At 41.0% G+C, this 16,379-nt stretch carries 13 protein-coding genes and 1 pseudogene; 7 read left to right on the top strand and 7 right to left on the bottom strand.

Going from position 1 to position 16,379, the window contains the following annotated elements:
- Positions 1-158: 158 nt before the first annotated feature.
- Both L1283_RS11875 and L1283_RS11870 read left to right on the top strand, forming a co-directional pair.
- On the top strand, positions 159-2,360 hold the full coding sequence (locus L1283_RS11875) for an ATP-binding protein (RefSeq protein WP_286774873.1): 2,202 nt from the start codon (positions 159-161) through the stop codon (positions 2,358-2,360).
- A 171-nt stretch (positions 2,361-2,531) separates the two neighbouring features.
- Positions 2,532-2,894 (top strand): response regulator, encoded by a 363-nt coding sequence (locus tag L1283_RS11870; RefSeq protein WP_088161374.1) that lies wholly within the window; start codon positions 2,532-2,534, stop codon positions 2,892-2,894.
- 93 nt (positions 2,895-2,987) lie between these two features.
- Here L1283_RS11870 and L1283_RS11865 read toward each other — a convergent pair whose 3' ends face one another.
- The 4 genes from L1283_RS11865 to L1283_RS11850 form a co-directional block, all read right to left on the bottom strand.
- The gene (locus L1283_RS11865; RefSeq protein WP_088161375.1) at positions 2,988-3,353 is read right to left on the bottom strand and encodes a response regulator; all 366 of its coding nucleotides are present in this window, start codon (positions 3,351-3,353) and stop codon (positions 2,988-2,990) included.
- A 4-nt stretch (positions 3,354-3,357) separates the two neighbouring features.
- Positions 3,358-4,590, bottom strand: coding sequence for a sensor histidine kinase (locus L1283_RS11860; protein ID WP_088161376.1), 1,233 nt, complete (start codon positions 4,588-4,590; stop codon positions 3,358-3,360).
- On the bottom strand, positions 4,568-4,909 hold the full coding sequence (locus L1283_RS11855) for a PAS domain-containing protein (protein WP_088161377.1): 342 nt from the start codon (positions 4,907-4,909) through the stop codon (positions 4,568-4,570). The genes L1283_RS11860 and L1283_RS11855 overlap by 23 nt, the downstream gene beginning before the upstream one ends.
- 295 nt (positions 4,910-5,204) lie before the next feature.
- Positions 5,205-5,501: a hypothetical protein gene (locus tag L1283_RS11850; protein WP_139145001.1), complete on the bottom strand. Its 297-nt coding sequence runs from the start codon at positions 5,499-5,501 to the stop codon at positions 5,205-5,207.
- A gap of 199 nt (positions 5,502-5,700) precedes the next feature.
- Here L1283_RS11850 and L1283_RS11845 point away from each other — a divergent pair, with 199 nt between their 5' ends.
- Both L1283_RS11845 and L1283_RS11840 read left to right on the top strand, forming a co-directional pair.
- A complete protein-coding gene (locus tag L1283_RS11845; RefSeq protein WP_070566524.1) occupies positions 5,701-6,174 on the top strand; it encodes a DinB family protein in 474 nt (157 codons plus the stop codon).
- Positions 6,171-7,178 (top strand): S41 family peptidase, encoded by a 1,008-nt coding sequence (locus L1283_RS11840; protein WP_088161378.1) that lies wholly within the window; start codon positions 6,171-6,173, stop codon positions 7,176-7,178. The genes L1283_RS11845 and L1283_RS11840 overlap by 4 nt, the downstream gene beginning before the upstream one ends.
- A gap of 31 nt (positions 7,179-7,209) precedes the next feature.
- Here L1283_RS11840 and L1283_RS11835 read toward each other — a convergent pair whose 3' ends face one another.
- Entirely contained in the window at positions 7,210-8,772 is a 1,563-nt protein-coding gene (locus L1283_RS11835; RefSeq protein WP_088161379.1) for a TlpA family protein disulfide reductase, read from the bottom strand.
- 739 nt (positions 8,773-9,511) lie between these two features.
- Here L1283_RS11835 and L1283_RS11830 point away from each other — a divergent pair.
- From L1283_RS11830 to L1283_RS11820, 3 genes are all read left to right on the top strand, one after another.
- On the top strand, positions 9,512-11,155 hold the full coding sequence (locus tag L1283_RS11830) for a fimbrillin family protein (RefSeq protein ID WP_198386100.1): 1,644 nt from the start codon (positions 9,512-9,514) through the stop codon (positions 11,153-11,155).
- A 62-nt stretch (positions 11,156-11,217) separates the two neighbouring features.
- Positions 11,218-12,924 (top strand): SUMF1/EgtB/PvdO family nonheme iron enzyme, encoded by a 1,707-nt coding sequence (locus tag L1283_RS11825; protein WP_429626118.1) that lies wholly within the window; start codon positions 11,218-11,220, stop codon positions 12,922-12,924.
- 80 nt (positions 12,925-13,004) lie between these two features.
- A complete protein-coding gene (locus L1283_RS11820; RefSeq protein ID WP_070566514.1) occupies positions 13,005-13,913 on the top strand; it encodes a fimbrillin family protein in 909 nt (302 codons plus the stop codon).
- A gap of 75 nt (positions 13,914-13,988) precedes the next feature.
- On the opposite strand, the gene L1283_RS11815 is transcribed toward L1283_RS11820, so the two are convergent.
- The gene (locus L1283_RS11815) at positions 13,989-15,719 is read right to left on the bottom strand and encodes a tetratricopeptide repeat protein (protein WP_088161383.1); all 1,731 of its coding nucleotides are present in this window, start codon (positions 15,717-15,719) and stop codon (positions 13,989-13,991) included.
- Between the two features lie 220 nt (positions 15,720-15,939).
- Positions 15,940-16,367 (bottom strand): annotated as a pseudogene (locus L1283_RS11810) (DUF4998 domain-containing protein).
- Between the last annotated feature and the right edge of the window lie 12 nt (positions 16,368-16,379).

Raw genomic sequence — 16,379 nt, 5'->3', positions numbered from 1 at the left:
GCAGTAGATATTTAGTTCGTTTTTCTTCAGGTTTAAAGTGAAAGATGCAAGTTTCGATAGGTCAGATTTTTTTGGTAAATTAGTAACCATATGATAGCGTTAACGGAGGACAGGACTGTTGATTTTACCATATTTTTATTTAATATATCAGTAGCTTTATGCGGGAAATCAATTGTCATGAGGAAAAAATTCACCTGTGTGGAAATATACAGTCTTTTGGGCATTTATTTATCTTTGAAGACGATAAGTGTATTGCGGTAAGCGAAAACTGTGCCGCTATTGCAGGTGATGAATACACCGCAATGCTGGGCATGACAGTAGACGATGTTCTTCATCGGATAACTCCTTCATTTGAACTTCGTGGAGAGAATATTGAACAAGCTGTTTCCGACAGTATGTTTGCCAGGTATTCCGAACGTGTTACTATTCATCAAAACGATTATTTTTTAAGTCTCTATCGGTATGATGGCAAAATTTTTCTTGAAATAGAGGCCTGCAATCCTCTCGCTATCAAAACGACCAAATTATATTATTATGCAAAGCATTTAGATGACCGAAGCAGCGGCAACTCTTGCTGGCAAGCATTGACTGAATTGATTAAGGACATCATTCATTATGATCGAGTGATGGTGTATCGCTTTTTGGAAGATAATAGTGGACAAGTTATTGCAGAGAGCAAGAGTGCTGAGCTGGAATCGTTGATGAATTATCGTTATCCGGAATTCGATATTCCGGCACAGGCACGCGAGCTTTACCGTATTTTTCATGCCCGCCATACGGCGGATGTCAATGCGGAAGCGATTCCGCTGATGGGGCGGAGTGCCGATGATCTCGATCTTACACGCTGCAGCCTTCGGGCGCTTTCACCCATGCATTTACAATATCTTAAAAATGCCGGCGTAAAGGCGAGTGCAAGTTTTAGCATTATCGTGGACGATGAGCTTTGGGGGCTTGTGGCCTGTCAGAATCGGGAGCCAATGCATGTAGATCTTTCACAGCGCCATCTATGTACTTTTCTTACTCAATACGCTGTAAACAATTATCTGGCAGATTTTCAGAAGAAACAGGTGAAAGTTCAGAAAAATCTATCGCAGCTGAAGCATGATCTAAAAAGTGATTTGTTGGTCAAGCGCGACTTGTATGACGTGTTGGAAAAGTATGCCCTGCGTATTATGGAGGTAATGAATGGGCAGGGGCTAATCATTAAACGTGATCGCGCGATCAAGATGGTGGGTGAGGTGCCTGATAAAAAAATGCTCCGAGAAATTGATAAAAAAATAGCCAACGCGGAGTTTTTTGCGACTGATAGATTTAAGGACGATGGTCCTTCCGAAGATCTTGAAATGTTTCCCGGTGTACTACGCATCAGTATTCTGCCCGCAAATAACTGGTACGTATATGTTTTTAGAAAAGAACGCCTGATAGAAGAGACCTGGGCAGGGAAGCCGGAAAAAGTGATGCAGGTAGACGAAGATAGAAAGATTACCTTTCCTTCGCCACGTTCTTCTTTCGAGGCATGGAAAAAAATTACAAAAGGAAAAGCCGAAAAATGGCAATCTTCAGAACTCGCTTTTATCGAAAATATTACACAGATTATACAACAAGCGATAGCACAACGTGGGGGAGAGATTGATGAATTGAACAAGAAACTGGTGCGATCCAATAATGCGCTTGATACTTTTGGCTACACGCTGACCCATGATCTTAAAAATCCGCTGACGACGATACAACTCACTGCACAAATGTTGCTCCATAAAAAAGACATCTCTGACGAACTGCTTGCAAAGTCAATGAAAAATATCTTGGAGGGGACGCAGCTGATGCGGGATATGATGGATAAAGTCTACCAAATGTCAAAGGTAAATCACGTCGACTTTGTGTTCGAACCAATTAATCCAAAGTCCAAGATTGTCAATATCGTTGAAAATTGCAAACAGCAATATCAAGTCCCGCATTTAGAATTTATAATGGGTGAAACACTGCCTGTATTGGGGGAGAGAACATTGATCTATCAATTATTTCTGAACCTTGTTGGCAATGCCATAAAATACAGCAGTAAGAGGCAAAACCCGCAAGTATCCGTTGAGAGCATGCGGCAGGGAAATACGGTCCGGTATGATATCAAGGATAATGGAATCGGAATTGATTTGAAGGAGGGCGACAAAATTTTTGAAATCTTTGCCCGAATGGCCAACTCAGAAGGTTTTGAAGGTTCGGGGGTGGGCCTTTCCATTGTTAAACAAATTGCGAATAAGCTCAACGCAGCTATTCACGTGGAAAGCGAATTAGACGTCGGTACTACATTTTCGGTCGTCTTCAAAGATATACCTGAAGCAGATCGTATGCATTTAGTATCTTAAACAAAGGAGCGTAGACTTTTATCCAATAAATTGTCTATCTTGTAAAATCTCAAAGAAAGATTATATAAACGGTTTGGTAACCAACAATCTGCCCAGCTTAGGTCTATATTTTAAATCTCCCCCACAAGACCATATTTTTCAATCATTGCGGTGTTTTTAAACAATCAAAAAATGAAAAAGAAAATTGTTGTTTGTGATGATGATGCCACCATCCTTCACGTTTTGGAGCTGGCTCTAAAGAATGAATTTAGAGAGGTTTATTTAGTGTCAAAAAGCAGAGAACTTATTGCTTCTGTCGAAGAAATTGACCCTGATATTATACTATTGGATATTGAAATGCCATGGTTGTCAGGTGGCGATATCCTTCGTGAACTCCGGAGTTCAGAAAAACATCAAAATATTCCGGTGATCATGATGTCTGCGAGTTCGCGTGGGAAGCAGCTTGCTTCTGCATGTGGAGCCGACGCTTTTTTGGCCAAACCATTTGAACTGGACGATCTATTACTTCTCGTGGACAAATTGGGCCAAGCGTAAGCGATTGTCTTGAGATGATCACATCAGCTGCATAAAAGCACTTTCCATTAAAAAGTGCTTTTATTTGTGCTTGGCCAGCGTGTACTCGCAGACTTAGTTTTTCAGTATGCTATTAATTTTATCCGTAATATCGGTTAAATCAAAAGGTTTAGCAATAAAGCCATTTGCGCCTAAGTTCCCTGCTATTTCAGGTCCATCGACGCTTGCCGATAGCACAATTATAGGAGTTTCTTTGATTTCAGGCGTACTGCGGATAATTCTGATCAGCTGGTCACCAGAAATTATGGGCATCCAGAGGTCTAGCAGCAAGAGGTCTGGTTTATGCAAAATTAATTGCTTTGTCAAGTGCGTGCTATTTATTTCGCATATGACATGATATCCTTCTAGTTCTAAAAAAAGCTCCAGCATCTCGAGTATTCCTCGGTCGTCATCACAGATCATTATCTTTTTAGGCTGCATATTTTTATTTGTTGTTTACAGTGGGTAATGTGAAATTAAATGTGGATCCTTCTCCTGGCTCGCTTTCGACCCACAGTGTTCCTTTGTGGTGTAAGATAATCTCATGCGAAACATAGAGCCCAATGCCTAAACCCGGAAACTTTTTCTGTATATGGCTGACACGGAAAAATCGCTCGAAAATTTTTAGTCTATCCTGGTAGCTTATGCCCATGCCATAATCACGTACAGAGATTTTAACAAAGTTGGCTACTTTGTGGATACTAACCTCAACTTTTTTCGATTCGGGTGAATATTTAATAGCATTGGAGAGCAGATTGTTCAGCACTTGGATAATCTGGAGCTCGTCGCCCTCGACGATACTACCTGTATTTCCTATAAGGTGGATGTCAGAATCAGGTGCCGCCAATCGCATGCTTTCGACGGCGTCTTGGATGGTCTTATCGATCTCAAAAGGCTCCATGTGCAGCTCAAGATTTCCAGATTGAATTTTAGACGTATCTAAGAGTTTTGCTATTAGCAAGTTCAAGCGATCGATATAAACCGTGATTTTATCTAAAGTTGAGACATACTTCGGATCGGTGTTTTCGGCACTCAATCGCTGTAAGATCTGGAAGAGACCCTTAATTGTTGTGAGCGGAGTCTTAAGTTCGTGGCTCGCAATCGACAGGAAATCATCTTTACGCCGATCCTGCTCCTTCTTTTCTGTAATATCTTCGATGGCAATCAGGATCCGGTCTTTGTACTGGCCCTCGAATTCAATACGATAAGCATTTAGCAGCATCACTTTTCGACCGATATGAGGAAAGATATGATCTACCTCATAATCGATAACCGGGTTATTGGTGGGCAATATCCGAGTGAGCATCTCTTTTAAAGAAGAAATATCCCATTGCTGATTGCCGAGGTCAAATAATAAATTTCCTACCGTTTCTTCTGTGGTGACTTTAAATGAGTTTAAAAAATGCCTATTGGCGCTCAGGACGATATATTTGGCATCGAGTACCAAGAGACTTTCTCGTACTGTTTCAATAATACTGGACAGAAAGCTTTCTTTATCTTGTAGCTCCTTGGTTCTTTGCTGTATTTTGAGCTCCACATGGGACTTCTCTTCACGAAGATCATGCTCCGCTTTTTTTCGATCACTGATATCATTTTGAACACCAATAAAATGAGTTACCTGACCTTCTTCATTCTTCACGGGTGAAATAAAAAGTTCATTCCAAAAAAAAAGTTCCATCCTTACGATAATTTCGAATTTCAATTTTACATTCTTCGCCGCGTTCAATTGCTTCTTTGATAATCTTACGTTCGGCTTGCGAACGGTCCTGAGCCTGTAAAAATCGGCAATTGTGGCCAATAATTTCATCGTGGGCATAACCACTGATGGTTTCAAAAGCTTTATTGCAATAAATGATGGGATTATCATATTGCAGATTGTCTGTAATTATAATACCCGAATAGGCAGAATTCAATGCTTTTAGATAAAGATCTAAATCATTGTTCTTGTTTTCAGTACGTTGCGTTGAATTGTTGATGCAGGAAGCATTTTTTTTCATATATTTTAAACTCCCATATTAATTAAGGTGTCCCAATTTAGTCGATAATTTTGAAATTGAAGCGGATTTTGGCATGTCTAAATTCAAAACCCGTATAAATCCCTGCTGAAAATATAAGAAAATATAAATCAGTGCAAAAGATAGCAGGACACCTATTTTTGATCTGACTGAACCGATGTAACTGGAACGCGGAACTGCGGGCATTTATTGTCGCGGTTAAGCGCTGTATACTGAGCTTGGGCACTTTTTTAGCTGTAGAAATCGCTTATACTGCAAATATTTCCGTATCACTGCCTTATTGATGTCTATTGCCTTTATGGTAATACGAAATGTGTTTGTTGATCCCTTGCACCGCATTATTTCTGTCGGGCGATACCCTGACGGGGGCATATTGCAACGATACAATATCCATGCTGTCGATTTCGGGCATGTTAAGGGGGCGGTACCAAGAAGGTGGGTTCGTTAGATTGCCCGTCTCTTTGCGATCTGTTTGTTCTGTTGATTCGTGTACAGAACGCTGTTTCCAGCGTCTGTAAATGAGCAGTGCTGCTCCGGCAACTGCCGTGATAACGAGTCCGATTTGTGCTTTCATACTTTCTTTTTTAAGAATTGAACCATTTCCTTTCAAATTGAACAATACTCAAATCAAAAAGTTCAATAAAAAAAGAATCAGCGTCTGCAGGTGCCATTGGAAGAAATTGATGTATAGCATCCGATTGCCGTAAATAAGCTTTGACAGTTTTAAAGATTCAGCTTATTTTTGCGTACAAAACACAGACAGTTAACAGGACATGGAATCACTTTTTCGCGCATGGAAAACGAGCCGAATGGCTTACCTCAAATTCTTTGAAAACTATTCTTTGGAACAGCTCAATCGCATTCCTGATGGCTTCAGCAACAACCTGATCTGGAATATCGGGCACATCATTGCCACACAGCATAAATTAATCTATATCGGATCTGAGGTAGAAGGACATATCCCTGAGAAAATCTTCAACAGCTACCAATCCGGAACAAAGCCTTCAGCAGCGGTATCGCAGCAGGAAGCTGATCTGCTGAAAAGATTGCTCCTCGAACAGATTGAACCGACCATCCGTGATTTTAACAACAAAAAGTTTGTGACCTATCAGCAACGCACTACGGGTACGGGCTTCCATCTCACTTCAATAACGGATGCCTTCGAATGGAACAACTTTCATGAAGGCCTGCATTTGGGTTATATGATGAGTATAAGGAAGTTTATTGCTACAAAAATTCCAAGATGACCAGATTGTTTTTATTGTTAATACTTTTATTTTCTTCGAGATATGCGTTTTCGCAAACGTTTAAAAATGACAGTGTAAAATCATTTGTTGATAAATCGATTGAACTTATATCGGCCAATTCAATTCATAAAGAAAATCTTGAGGTTATTAAACGTGAACTATACAATAAAGCCCAAAATTTAAACGCGATTGATGAAGCCGCAACATTATATGAAGCCGTATTTAGGCAGCTCAACGATTATCATGGCGGTCTTAAATACAAAGGAAAAACCTACGGATGGAATAATCCTAATGTGATGACCAATGTTTATCTGAAAAATAGGCTTAACACGGAGAAGAGTACGTTTAGTGAGGTGATTGATCATAAAATAGGATATCTCCGAATAGTTGGAAACAGTGATTTTGCGTTTAAAAAAGTTGATAGTATCGCTGATGATATTGTGACCCATATCAATGGGATCAATTCAGCAGAAATTAAAGGCTGGATTATAGACCTGAGATTAAATACCGGAGGAAATATGTATCCGATATTACTCGGACTGAAAGAGTTTATCGGAAACAATGTACACTTTGGAGGTTTTAGGGACGCTGGTAATCAATCTACAGGCGACTGGGAAATTAAGGCGGGAAAGTTGCTGATAGATGGAAATATGCTGGACAGAAAATCAGCGTTGATCTATCCGATTGCAAATGATGTTCCATTGGTTATTTTGACCAGCTGCTATACGGCAAGCGCGGGTGAAATGACTGCCATATCCTTTATTGGACGAAAAAATACGTTTATTGTAGGGGAAAAGACCGCAAATTATACAACCGCGGTGCAGGGGTTTAAAATAAATGATCATGCGGGCATTAACTTGTCAACAGATTATGTGGTGGACAGGAATTTAAAAGTTTATAAATCCTATATTTCGCCTGATTTTGAAGTCGTGGGAGACGACAACCTCACAGTGCTGGAAAAGGATCGTAAAATAATCAAGGCCCTGGAACTTTTGGGCCAATAGCAGGCGTATTATTTGTTCTCGGAATCTGCCGCTATTGGAACAACGTATTGATTTTATCTTTTGCGGTTAGTGGTCGCAGGTGGTTTCCCGTTTCTAGAATTGTGCCGTCTCGGTCTATCAAAAGGTAAAATGGTATGCCGCTGACCTTGAATAGGTCTCGAATGGAGCCGCTCTGTTTGGCTGATAGGAAATAATGCTGTCCGCCCAGATCATAGCTACTAACCGTTGCCTTGTACTTGTCCTGATCTGAATCAAGACAGAGGTATACAAACGAAACGTTTTTGTTCTGAAAATCGGCTTCTATTCGTTTGGAGTTGGGAAATTCACTCAAGCAGGGGGCACACCAGGTCGCCCAAAAATCGACGTAGATTACTTTACCTTTGTTGCTTTGTAAGATATCTTCCATGATCTCTTGGATCGGAGAGGATTGCATATCCTTTAGAATAGCACGGCTATTGAGTTCAGGATGCTCGACTCGGGCTTTTGTAGCAAGGTATTCCTGCTGCAGTGGATCCCGCAGAAAGGGGGAAGTAATATGTCGGGTGACAATTGTAATAAATTTTTCGTAGGTTTTGAAATCCTGTTTTCGAAAACTTTTTGAAAAGTGATGGCTCAGCATGATTTCGCGTAAGAGCGGATCGCTCACATAATTAACTATCCCGTGCAATTGTAGTGAGTCAGCAATAGTAGTGGACGCAAACCGTTCCCCACTTGGTGTAATTCCCCAATTTGCGTCGCTCGTTTCCTCAAATCTCCGTCTTTCGTTAATATAATAATCATAAAATGAGGAAAATGTAGATACCGCATTTGTGTTCATTAAATGGTTTTTTTCGAGTGGAAGACGCTTTGCCAACTTGTCGTAAAATCCTATGGGGATAACAAAGGTGGTATCCATGGGGACTAGATTATTGGCTCTTTTGTGATCTATGGAATAAAACTGGATGTTATCGTAATAAGGAGTTTCTGTCTCAAAAAGAGCCCAATTTTTACTTTCAGCATTTGGGCTATAGGTATGGACAAACTCGTCATACAACGCTTTGCTTTTTTGGCGTACGGTGTCGTTGAATCGCATATACTGTACGGGATCGTAATTTTTTACGGCATAAAAATTCTTATTTTGGTCGTAGAGTTCACTAGCAAAATAAAGATTTTGGAATTGTGCGATCTGGGTATTGGTGACGGCGGAAGTCCCGGCAAATTTGACTGTGCGCAAAAGGGAACTTCTTTGGTCAGAATTACCATCAAAAGAGACCCAAAGACTGTCTTGGGGATGAAGTACAATGCTAAAATTCGTCCGATAGCCTAGCCAAACCTGCGTAGGTATATATAAATCCACCTCCGCGTAAAAATCACCTTTATCGTTGACCTTGGGGTAAATGGTGATCGCAGAAAGTCCCAGCCGATTCAGGGTTATATTCAAGGGGATCAAAGGATCATAATGTATAATCTTTCCTTGTACAATTGCTTTTTCGGCCCTTTCTTGTGCACTACTGATCGAACAGACTATACATAATAGGATGAGTAGAAATCTGGAAAAAAGATGTATTTTTTGCTCTTTTAAAGGTTTTTTAGGTTTTGGGATTGTGGTAAGCATGCTTAGGTTATTTAATTAAAGATAAAAAAAAATCGGATCTTTAGCATGATGCTCTTCCTGTTTTCTTATACCTGTATTTTTTATCTCGCGATAAGGTTTGGGGGGAGATATTTTGTGTTTATGCAACAGGTTGCGAGTTGGTAAATAGTAACAGGTACATATTGATTAAGAAATTTACTTAATTGTTGCTGGAAGTAATTCTTTTATAGCTAAAACAACTAAATCCGGATCGCTAATCTGTACCAAATGAGCACTATGTTAAGTATATTATACCGAGGGTAGTGCTGGTAAGTCTACCGTTTATAAAATTGATGGCGCAACGGCTGTGGCCTCGGCTGGCTTAACCACCGATGGTAAGGCGGCGATAAGGGGTGTTTACAGAATCCCTGTAAATAATTAGCGGACTCACATTTTTTTCAAACAAACAAGGTCTTCCTAAGCAGGAAGACCTTGTTTGTTTGAAAAGGTTGTGAATCAATTATAATGTACTTGGTTTTCACTATCTGAGATAGACTGTATTGACACTGTATAGGGATTGTCTACCTTCTGTCCACCCCTATAATTGTGATGTTAGGATGGTTTTAAGCTAATTTTGGACTTGTAGTTAAATGCCATTTTGGATCTTATGCCTTAAGATTAAATTGTTCGCAACACTTGGGGAATGCGATGTGTGCTGCATGTCAGGGCGATGGAAATTAGGGGGTACCTTGCTGGAAAATGATGTTGAAATATGAAAAGGATGTATAAAATAGTATATTTTTTGCTTGCTGTATTTAGCTTATTAAGTTGTAAGCAGTCGGATAATTTACCGCTGGAGATGAGTGATATTTCACTTAAAATAGGGGTTCGAGCTGCCCATGCTGGTCTGAGTAATTCAAGTGTATGGGCCGATGGTGACGAGATGGGATTATTTATGATGGCGAGTGGACAAAGCAATCTGTCCTTGGGCATGGAATACAATCGTAAATATACCTATAGTGCTGGTGGAGCCGCTTTCTTTTTATCGGGCCAACCGATTTATTATCCAACTACAGGGCAGGTTGATATTGTGGCTTATGCGCCCTATCGCCAAGTAACTGGTAATACACTTTCCATAGATCTTTTGGATCAACATGATTTAAGGAGCCTAGATCTACTTTATAGCAATAGTAGTATTGGAATTGTGAAGAGCAAGGAGGAGGTGGATCTCAATTTTAAGCATATACTTTCCAAGATCAACTTTAACTTGACTGCTGGTTTGGGGGTTTCTCCTGTCGTACTCTCATCAGCGCAGATTTCTCTCGCAGGCTTTTCTTCCGACGCTACCTTCAATTTGGCGACTGCAGTCCTGCACAATGCGAATGCCTCGGGCACAATTCATGTGGGAACTAATCGTTCGGCTATCCTGCTACCTCATACCGGAACGGGTGGTCGGGTGTTAACCATTCAACTTGGAACGCAACAGATGCATTATACTTTTCCGGTAACTGATGCATTTGAGCAAGGAAAGGAATATAATTATACCATTACCGTTAAGAATAAAGAGATAGAAGTGCAACGTGCAGCTATTACCGATTGGCAAACAATAGGTCAGGTTACGGAGACCGAGCCGGTTGCTGCTGACCTGGTGTGGATACCCGAAGGTAGTTTTCTGATGGGAAGCCCCAATACCGATACAGATGCCAGTGCCAATGAAAAGCCACAACACTGGGTGCGTTTTGAAAAAGGATTTTACATGAGCAAATATCTGGTTACAATTCAAGATTACTGTGATTTTATTAATGCGAGCAATGTAACCATGCCTTCCAGCGGATATATTGCTAATGTGCCGCTCAATGGGAATTGGGTCAGGGGATTTGTCGCTAATAATCAGTATAATGTACCTCGCTACAATGGGACGAAATGGGTTCCCCCGACTGGTTTTGAACATTATCCTATGATGTTACTTACGTTTGACGGGGCTTTGGCTTATGCGAAATGGGCTGGAGGTACCTTGCCTACTGAGGCACAATGGGAGTATGCCTGTCGTTCGGGGACAGCAACGCGATGGTCTTTTGGTGATGATGAGAATCAGTTGGCCAATTATGCTTGGTATAATCAAGGTAGTTCACAGTTTGACGTTGGAAGTAAGTTGCCTAATCCTTGGGGGCTATATGATATGCATGGTTTGGTGGCAGAATATTGTTTTTCTGCGGGTGATTACCCGCCTGGCGCACAAAATCAAACGGATGCACTCCTTGGACCGGGACCGGCCAACGAGGCAGAAGCGAATCATGCGTTTCGAGGAGGAAGTTATGACATGGCGAGTTTTACAGCAACTCAGACGAGAGCTGCCTACCGTTCATTGAGAGAAGCTTCTTATTTCAGTAACATGCTAGGTTTTCGCATTGTTATTAACCCTTAATTTATACAACATAGCACCGAATTATGTATAGTAACCTCATAACAGTTTTAAGTAGAAAATATTTGTTTCAATTTTTTCTGTGTTGTTTTATGCTGATGTCCTGTCAGGAGAAATTAGATTTGGCTGTCATAGATCCTAATTCGGGGCGTGGGAATATGGCGTTTCAGATTGGAATCATCAATAACACGAAAGTTGATGATAATCAAAAAAATGTGACAAAAGCCACTTTGCAGTCCAGTAAATCGAACGGTAATATGGCATTAACTCCCCCAGTGTCTGCGAGCGATTTTACCGCAAGTTTTAGCGCTGGCGATACGATAGGCATCTTTGTTGTGCCAGCGGGTCAACCATTAACTGCTGGAAATAGCCTGATCGCTAATGCCAAATTGTCTTTTAACGGTACTAAATGGACGGGTGCCGTCAATTGGCCGGCAGGTACCAGTTTTGATTTTTACGCTTATTACCCTTATCGTGCGGGGCTGACAAATCCTGCTTCAATCAGTTTCTCGGTCAAGAAAGATCAAACTATATGGTCGGATTTTCAACAGAGTGACCTGATGTTTGCAAAAGCCGAAGCCATCAACTTGGGCGCTACGGTGCAGCTTGATTTTAAACATCTGTTGAGTTTGGTACAGGTAGAGCTTGAAGCAGGAACGTCGAAAGCCTCTAGTCCGGATGTTGATATGGTCGTTAACCTGACGAATATTATTTGTGATGGGCATTTGGCGCTAGCGAGCGGCACTTTCACCCCGCTATCCGGGCAGCAGAGTAGTGTACGTATGTATCGCGTGGAGCAGCCCGATGATACCGATTATGAAACGAAGTTTACCTATCGTGCACTTTTGCCAGCTCAGATGCTTGAGGCTGGGAAGCGGAGCTTATTTCTGAGTCAATCGGGTCAATCCTATATCCAGCAGCAGAAGAGCTCTTTACAGCTTTTAGGGGGCACCTCACATCGGATAGACGTGCCTCAACTCAAAAATCTCTGGCGAGCGGTATGGATTCCTGCAGGTACTTTTCAAATGGGTAGCCCAGCTACTGACCCCTATGCAGATGCGAATGAAAAGCCACGGCATTGGGTAAAATTGACCAAAGGTTTCTATATGAGCAGGTATGAGGTTACCGTTGCCGAGTATGCTGATTTTCTAAATGCGATGAATATCGTTGGAGGGGGACTTTCTGTACATGTCCCGCTCGATGGAAATATGGTACTCGCTTTTTCCGTATTTCAAAATCTAGTAAGTCAGCCTCATTACATAGATGGAAAATGGAAAGCATTACCAGGTAGTGAAAATGTGCCTATGGCGGTTGTATTTTTTGAGGGAGCCAAAGCTTATGCAGCCTGGGCAGGAGGTGCGTTGCCTACGGAAGCGCAATGGGAGTACGCCTGCCGTGCGGGTACGGAAGATCGCTGGTTTTTTGGCGATGACCCTGCCCAAATTAACAGTTATGCTTGGACTAACCTGCAAGGGACGGGGCTAAAAAGTGCCGCTGTTGGTACCTTGAAACCCAATAGATGGGGATTGTATGATACCTATGGCAATGTAGCGGAATGGTGTCTCAGCAATGGTCCCTATCCGTCTACTGCAACGACAATGGAAACAGCTGTTGTAGATCCATCCATTCCGGATGCTACATCAACTAACCGCTTTGCGCGCGGGGGGAACTTTAATAATGGTTTGATTTATGCGCGCTCAGCGGCTAAAATACAATCGTTGGTTTCTTCTTCGACCTACCTTATCGGATTTCGTATAATAAAGTATCGATAAAATAAGCTTGTCTTAATACCATAGCGTATTGCCGTAAATCACATTGTCATAACTAATAAATTAAAAAGTGAAAATTAAATATGAAAACACAATTGTTAACAGCCTTTTCGGCAGCAGTCCTGTTACTCGGGGCCTGCGCCAAAAATGATACACCTGATGTGGAACATGAGGTGATCAATTTCAGTGGACAAATTAGTCAGCTTAAAGCAACAAGTAACCCTTCGGGGGCGAGCACAGTATGGGCTTCGGGCGATCAGATCGGTATTTTTATGGTTAATCATGGGACCACGACCATAAGCGAAAATAGCAGCAATCGCCAGTACAACTTTAATGGGACGGTATTTGCTCCAGCAACGGGACAGGGGATTTATTACCCTGTTTCGGACAGCAAAGTGGATTTTGTAGCGTATTATCCTTTTGTACCCACAGCTTCTTTGTCGACAGTGCAGCCAATCGATGTTTCCTCGCAAAATGACCTGAGCAAAATTGATTTTCTTTGGAGCAAAGCAACAAATGGCGTGAATGGATTCAATAAAAGCTCCGGAACTCAGGTTCCACTCGTTTTTGACCATAAGCTCAGTAAAGTGGTTATCAAACCTACTGCAGGAACTGGTCTGGATGCTTCCAACGCTGATTGGTCCGCGATGGGAGTTAAGATAAAGGGTATGCAAACCATGTCGAGCATTGACCTGAGCACAGGGACACTGGGAGCAGCAAGTGGCCCTGCGGATATAAGCCCCTTTGTAAAAGCTAGCGGATCAACCTATGAAGCTATTGTGCTTCCGGCTACCTACGCAACGGCCGGAGCTGTGCGCTTCACCTTTGAGATAGGTAACGATACCTATGCTTGGGCAAGTCAGGCGAACGAACAATTCGAGCCTGGCAAAGAATATACTTATACGATTACAGTGCATAAAACAGGCGTCGTATTGGGCAATGTAACCATTAAAGATTGGGATACCGTTAGCCGTACAGGTACGGCAGATTAAACTTGGACCTACTCTTTAAATTGTATTTTTCCATTTGGGCCGATTAATAGGATAATCGGCCCATTTTCTTTTTTATCAGGAAGAATAAGTGGCCCCCAATTTTTTTTTAAGGCGCTGTTTCGCTTTTTTTATACCCTCTATAGAGATGCAAAGAAGCTCACTCATACTCGCATTACTCAGCTCCAGCTTCTGTAAGGCTAATATACGGAGGTCGTTTTCGGTAATTTTTGCATGTTCATCTTTCATCTGTTGTAAATAGTCAGGGTATACCTGGTCAAACGTATGCCTAAACCTTGCCCATCGGTCGTCTGTCATAATATGTGTTTCCATTAAGGCATTGAGGTTCGCTTTTACTTCGGCAATATAGGTTGGATTTTGATTCTCTTCCTTTTTTAATTCCTCACGCAGCTGTTGAATCGTGATGTCATTTTGCCTGACAGTATCCGTAAATTCGCTGAGCGAGTTTTTTAATATGAGGAGTTCTTGATCGACAAGCTGCTTCTTGTGGTTAAGTTGGAGTTGTTCCCTTTCAAGATTTGCGTTACGTATTTTGATGTTTGCCCTCGACCTATTGATTAATAGAATAACGATAGCAAAAATTAAGACAAGTAGAAGACTCATAAATTGATAAGTACTTTTTACTTTTTGTCTTTTCTCTGCTTCGGACAGCAAGGCGCGGTTATATTTTTCCTGTTCACTCTCCCAGATGATTTTCTGCAACTCTTTGATATTTGTTCTTTTCTCCAATGAATCTCTCAACAATATATAGCGGTTTAAATAGTGAAGTTGTTTGCTCTGCTGTCCTAATCCATGCGAAATCGCAGCTAATGATTTGGCTGCATCCATCTTATATTTCAGAAAGTAGGGTTTGTCTTCCATAAGATGTTCACTCGCCTCTATATGTTTTTTTGCAAGTTGCCATTCCTGCTGGTCAATATACCAGCTTGCTAAAATTAGATTTGCCCGCATGGCATCATTGGGCTCGTGATACCGTAATGAGAGGTCAATATTTTGTTTGACCAGTTCGATTGCTTTTTTTTTATCTCCTGCTTCCCAACTATAATCCGCCATGTTGCCGGATATAATTCCAATCCACACAGAATCTTTTGCTTGTTGAGCTTCGGCCATGGCCTGTTTTAGGTATTTAAGCGCTTCAGGAACAGGATTGTCTACCGATAGGTAGACAGCTATTGAATTGAGTAGATCAATCCGTGCTCTTGAAGCAGGTCTTGCAAAAGGCAAAGCTTCATGAAGATAGTTTACAGCTTTTTTCTGGTCGCCGATATGATTAAAAAAGCTCGCCATAAATTGATAGTGTTTTACGGGCAATGGTATTTTTTTTCTGTCTATTCTGGCATTTAGATCATTGGCTCGTAAGAAATAAGGGAAAGCATCGATGACCTTGCGGTATACGAAATTATAATAGCCCTGTCGTATATTTCCGATCATCTCCAGTTCTGGGTTCGGATGCGCTTCGATTAAGTTTCTGGCGTATTTGTAATATTGGTCAGAAAGAGCATTTGTATGGTCGAAAGCAACGGAATAACCATCTGCCATGAGCATATAATATGCCCATTCTAGGGGAATACTGTTGTGCTGTTTGGCTAATGTTTTTATGGGCTCTAATTCCTTTTTCAATAAAGTGGTGTCGCGATTAAAGTGGCTTGGAAGGTTTAACACGGCTTCTATCTGCTGCAATGGATTTTTTATGGCTTGTATTTGGGTGATAGACTGTGCATTTAATAAGTCAGTGCTTTTAAAAAATATAATGAGTATAAGTGAAATGTAATACCAATAGACTTTCATCCTCAATAGCGTGAATTTAACGGTTAATATGAATAAAACCACCTTAACTAATTTAATAAGGCAATTTTCGTGTAAAGATAATAAAAATATTTAAGCTTAATAGATGCTTCCTTTTATCTGAGCCTAATATGTGCTTCATCTGTTAAATTAATCGCATGGCGATCGGTTTTAAAAATCCGCCTGGACTTACCAAGCGGATTTTTAAGTTAAAAAAGAGAACTTAGTTGATAAGAAGTGTGTCTGTATAAGACGCTGTAAATACATCAATTGCATTCTTGACAGGTATAAATGAAGACTTCAAAAGTACTTTCTCACCTGTTTTCCAATTTGGTAATACGATCTTCAGCGAATCAGGATGCAAAGACAGATTTACTCTTACACCGAGGTTATTTGTATAACTAGTTTGGTATCTACATTGATTGTATCGGTGTTTGCGGCAAAGTTGAGGGTTAAATTTGTCAAATTTAAACTACTTGTCGTAAATCTTCTATTCCGCAGTGAGCTCACATATAGGGGACCATATACTTTTACTGCTGTCAATGTCTGGCCTACCGATTTATTTCCGGCTCCATCCATCGTGTACAATGTGAAATCCTGGATATATTCACCAAGATTGGACAAGATTACCTTGACGGTATCTTTGGCCATTTCATTATTTGC

This window comes from Sphingobacterium sp. HSC-15S19 (assembly GCF_050433745.1).
In the GTDB taxonomy this organism is placed as follows: domain Bacteria; phylum Bacteroidota; class Bacteroidia; order Sphingobacteriales; family Sphingobacteriaceae; genus Sphingobacterium; species Sphingobacterium siyangense.
The sequence above is the reverse complement of the archived record's forward strand: the minus strand, read 5'-3'. Positions and strand labels throughout refer to the sequence as shown.

Bases quoted from the DNA above. Each gene is read 5' to 3' on its own strand.
- L1283_RS11870 (WP_088161374.1), top strand. From the start codon at position 2,532: ATGAAAAAGAAAATTGTTGTTTGTGATGATGATGCCACCATCCTTCAC.
- L1283_RS11860 (WP_088161376.1), bottom strand. From the start codon at position 4,590: ATGGAACTTTTTTTTTGGAATGAACTTTTTATTTCACCCGTGAAGAAT.
- L1283_RS11845 (WP_070566524.1), top strand. From the start codon at position 5,701: ATGGAATCACTTTTTCGCGCATGGAAAACGAGCCGAATGGCTTACCTC.
- L1283_RS11830 (WP_198386100.1), top strand. From the start codon at position 9,512: ATGTATAAAATAGTATATTTTTTGCTTGCTGTATTTAGCTTATTAAGT.
- L1283_RS11875 (WP_286774873.1), top strand. From the start codon at position 159: ATGCGGGAAATCAATTGTCATGAGGAAAAAATTCACCTGTGTGGAAAT.
- L1283_RS11855 (WP_088161377.1), bottom strand. From the start codon at position 4,909: ATGAAAAAAAATGCTTCCTGCATCAACAATTCAACGCAACGTACTGAA.
- L1283_RS11850 (WP_139145001.1), bottom strand. From the start codon at position 5,501: ATGAAAGCACAAATCGGACTCGTTATCACGGCAGTTGCCGGAGCAGCA.
- L1283_RS11820 (WP_070566514.1), top strand. From the start codon at position 13,005: ATGAAAACACAATTGTTAACAGCCTTTTCGGCAGCAGTCCTGTTACTC.
- L1283_RS11840 (WP_088161378.1), top strand. From the start codon at position 6,171: ATGACCAGATTGTTTTTATTGTTAATACTTTTATTTTCTTCGAGATAT.
- L1283_RS11865 (WP_088161375.1), bottom strand. From the start codon at position 3,353: ATGCAGCCTAAAAAGATAATGATCTGTGATGACGACCGAGGAATACTC.
- L1283_RS11815 (WP_088161383.1), bottom strand. From the start codon at position 15,719: ATGAAAGTCTATTGGTATTACATTTCACTTATACTCATTATATTTTTT.
- L1283_RS11835 (WP_088161379.1), bottom strand. From the start codon at position 8,772: ATGCTTACCACAATCCCAAAACCTAAAAAACCTTTAAAAGAGCAAAAA.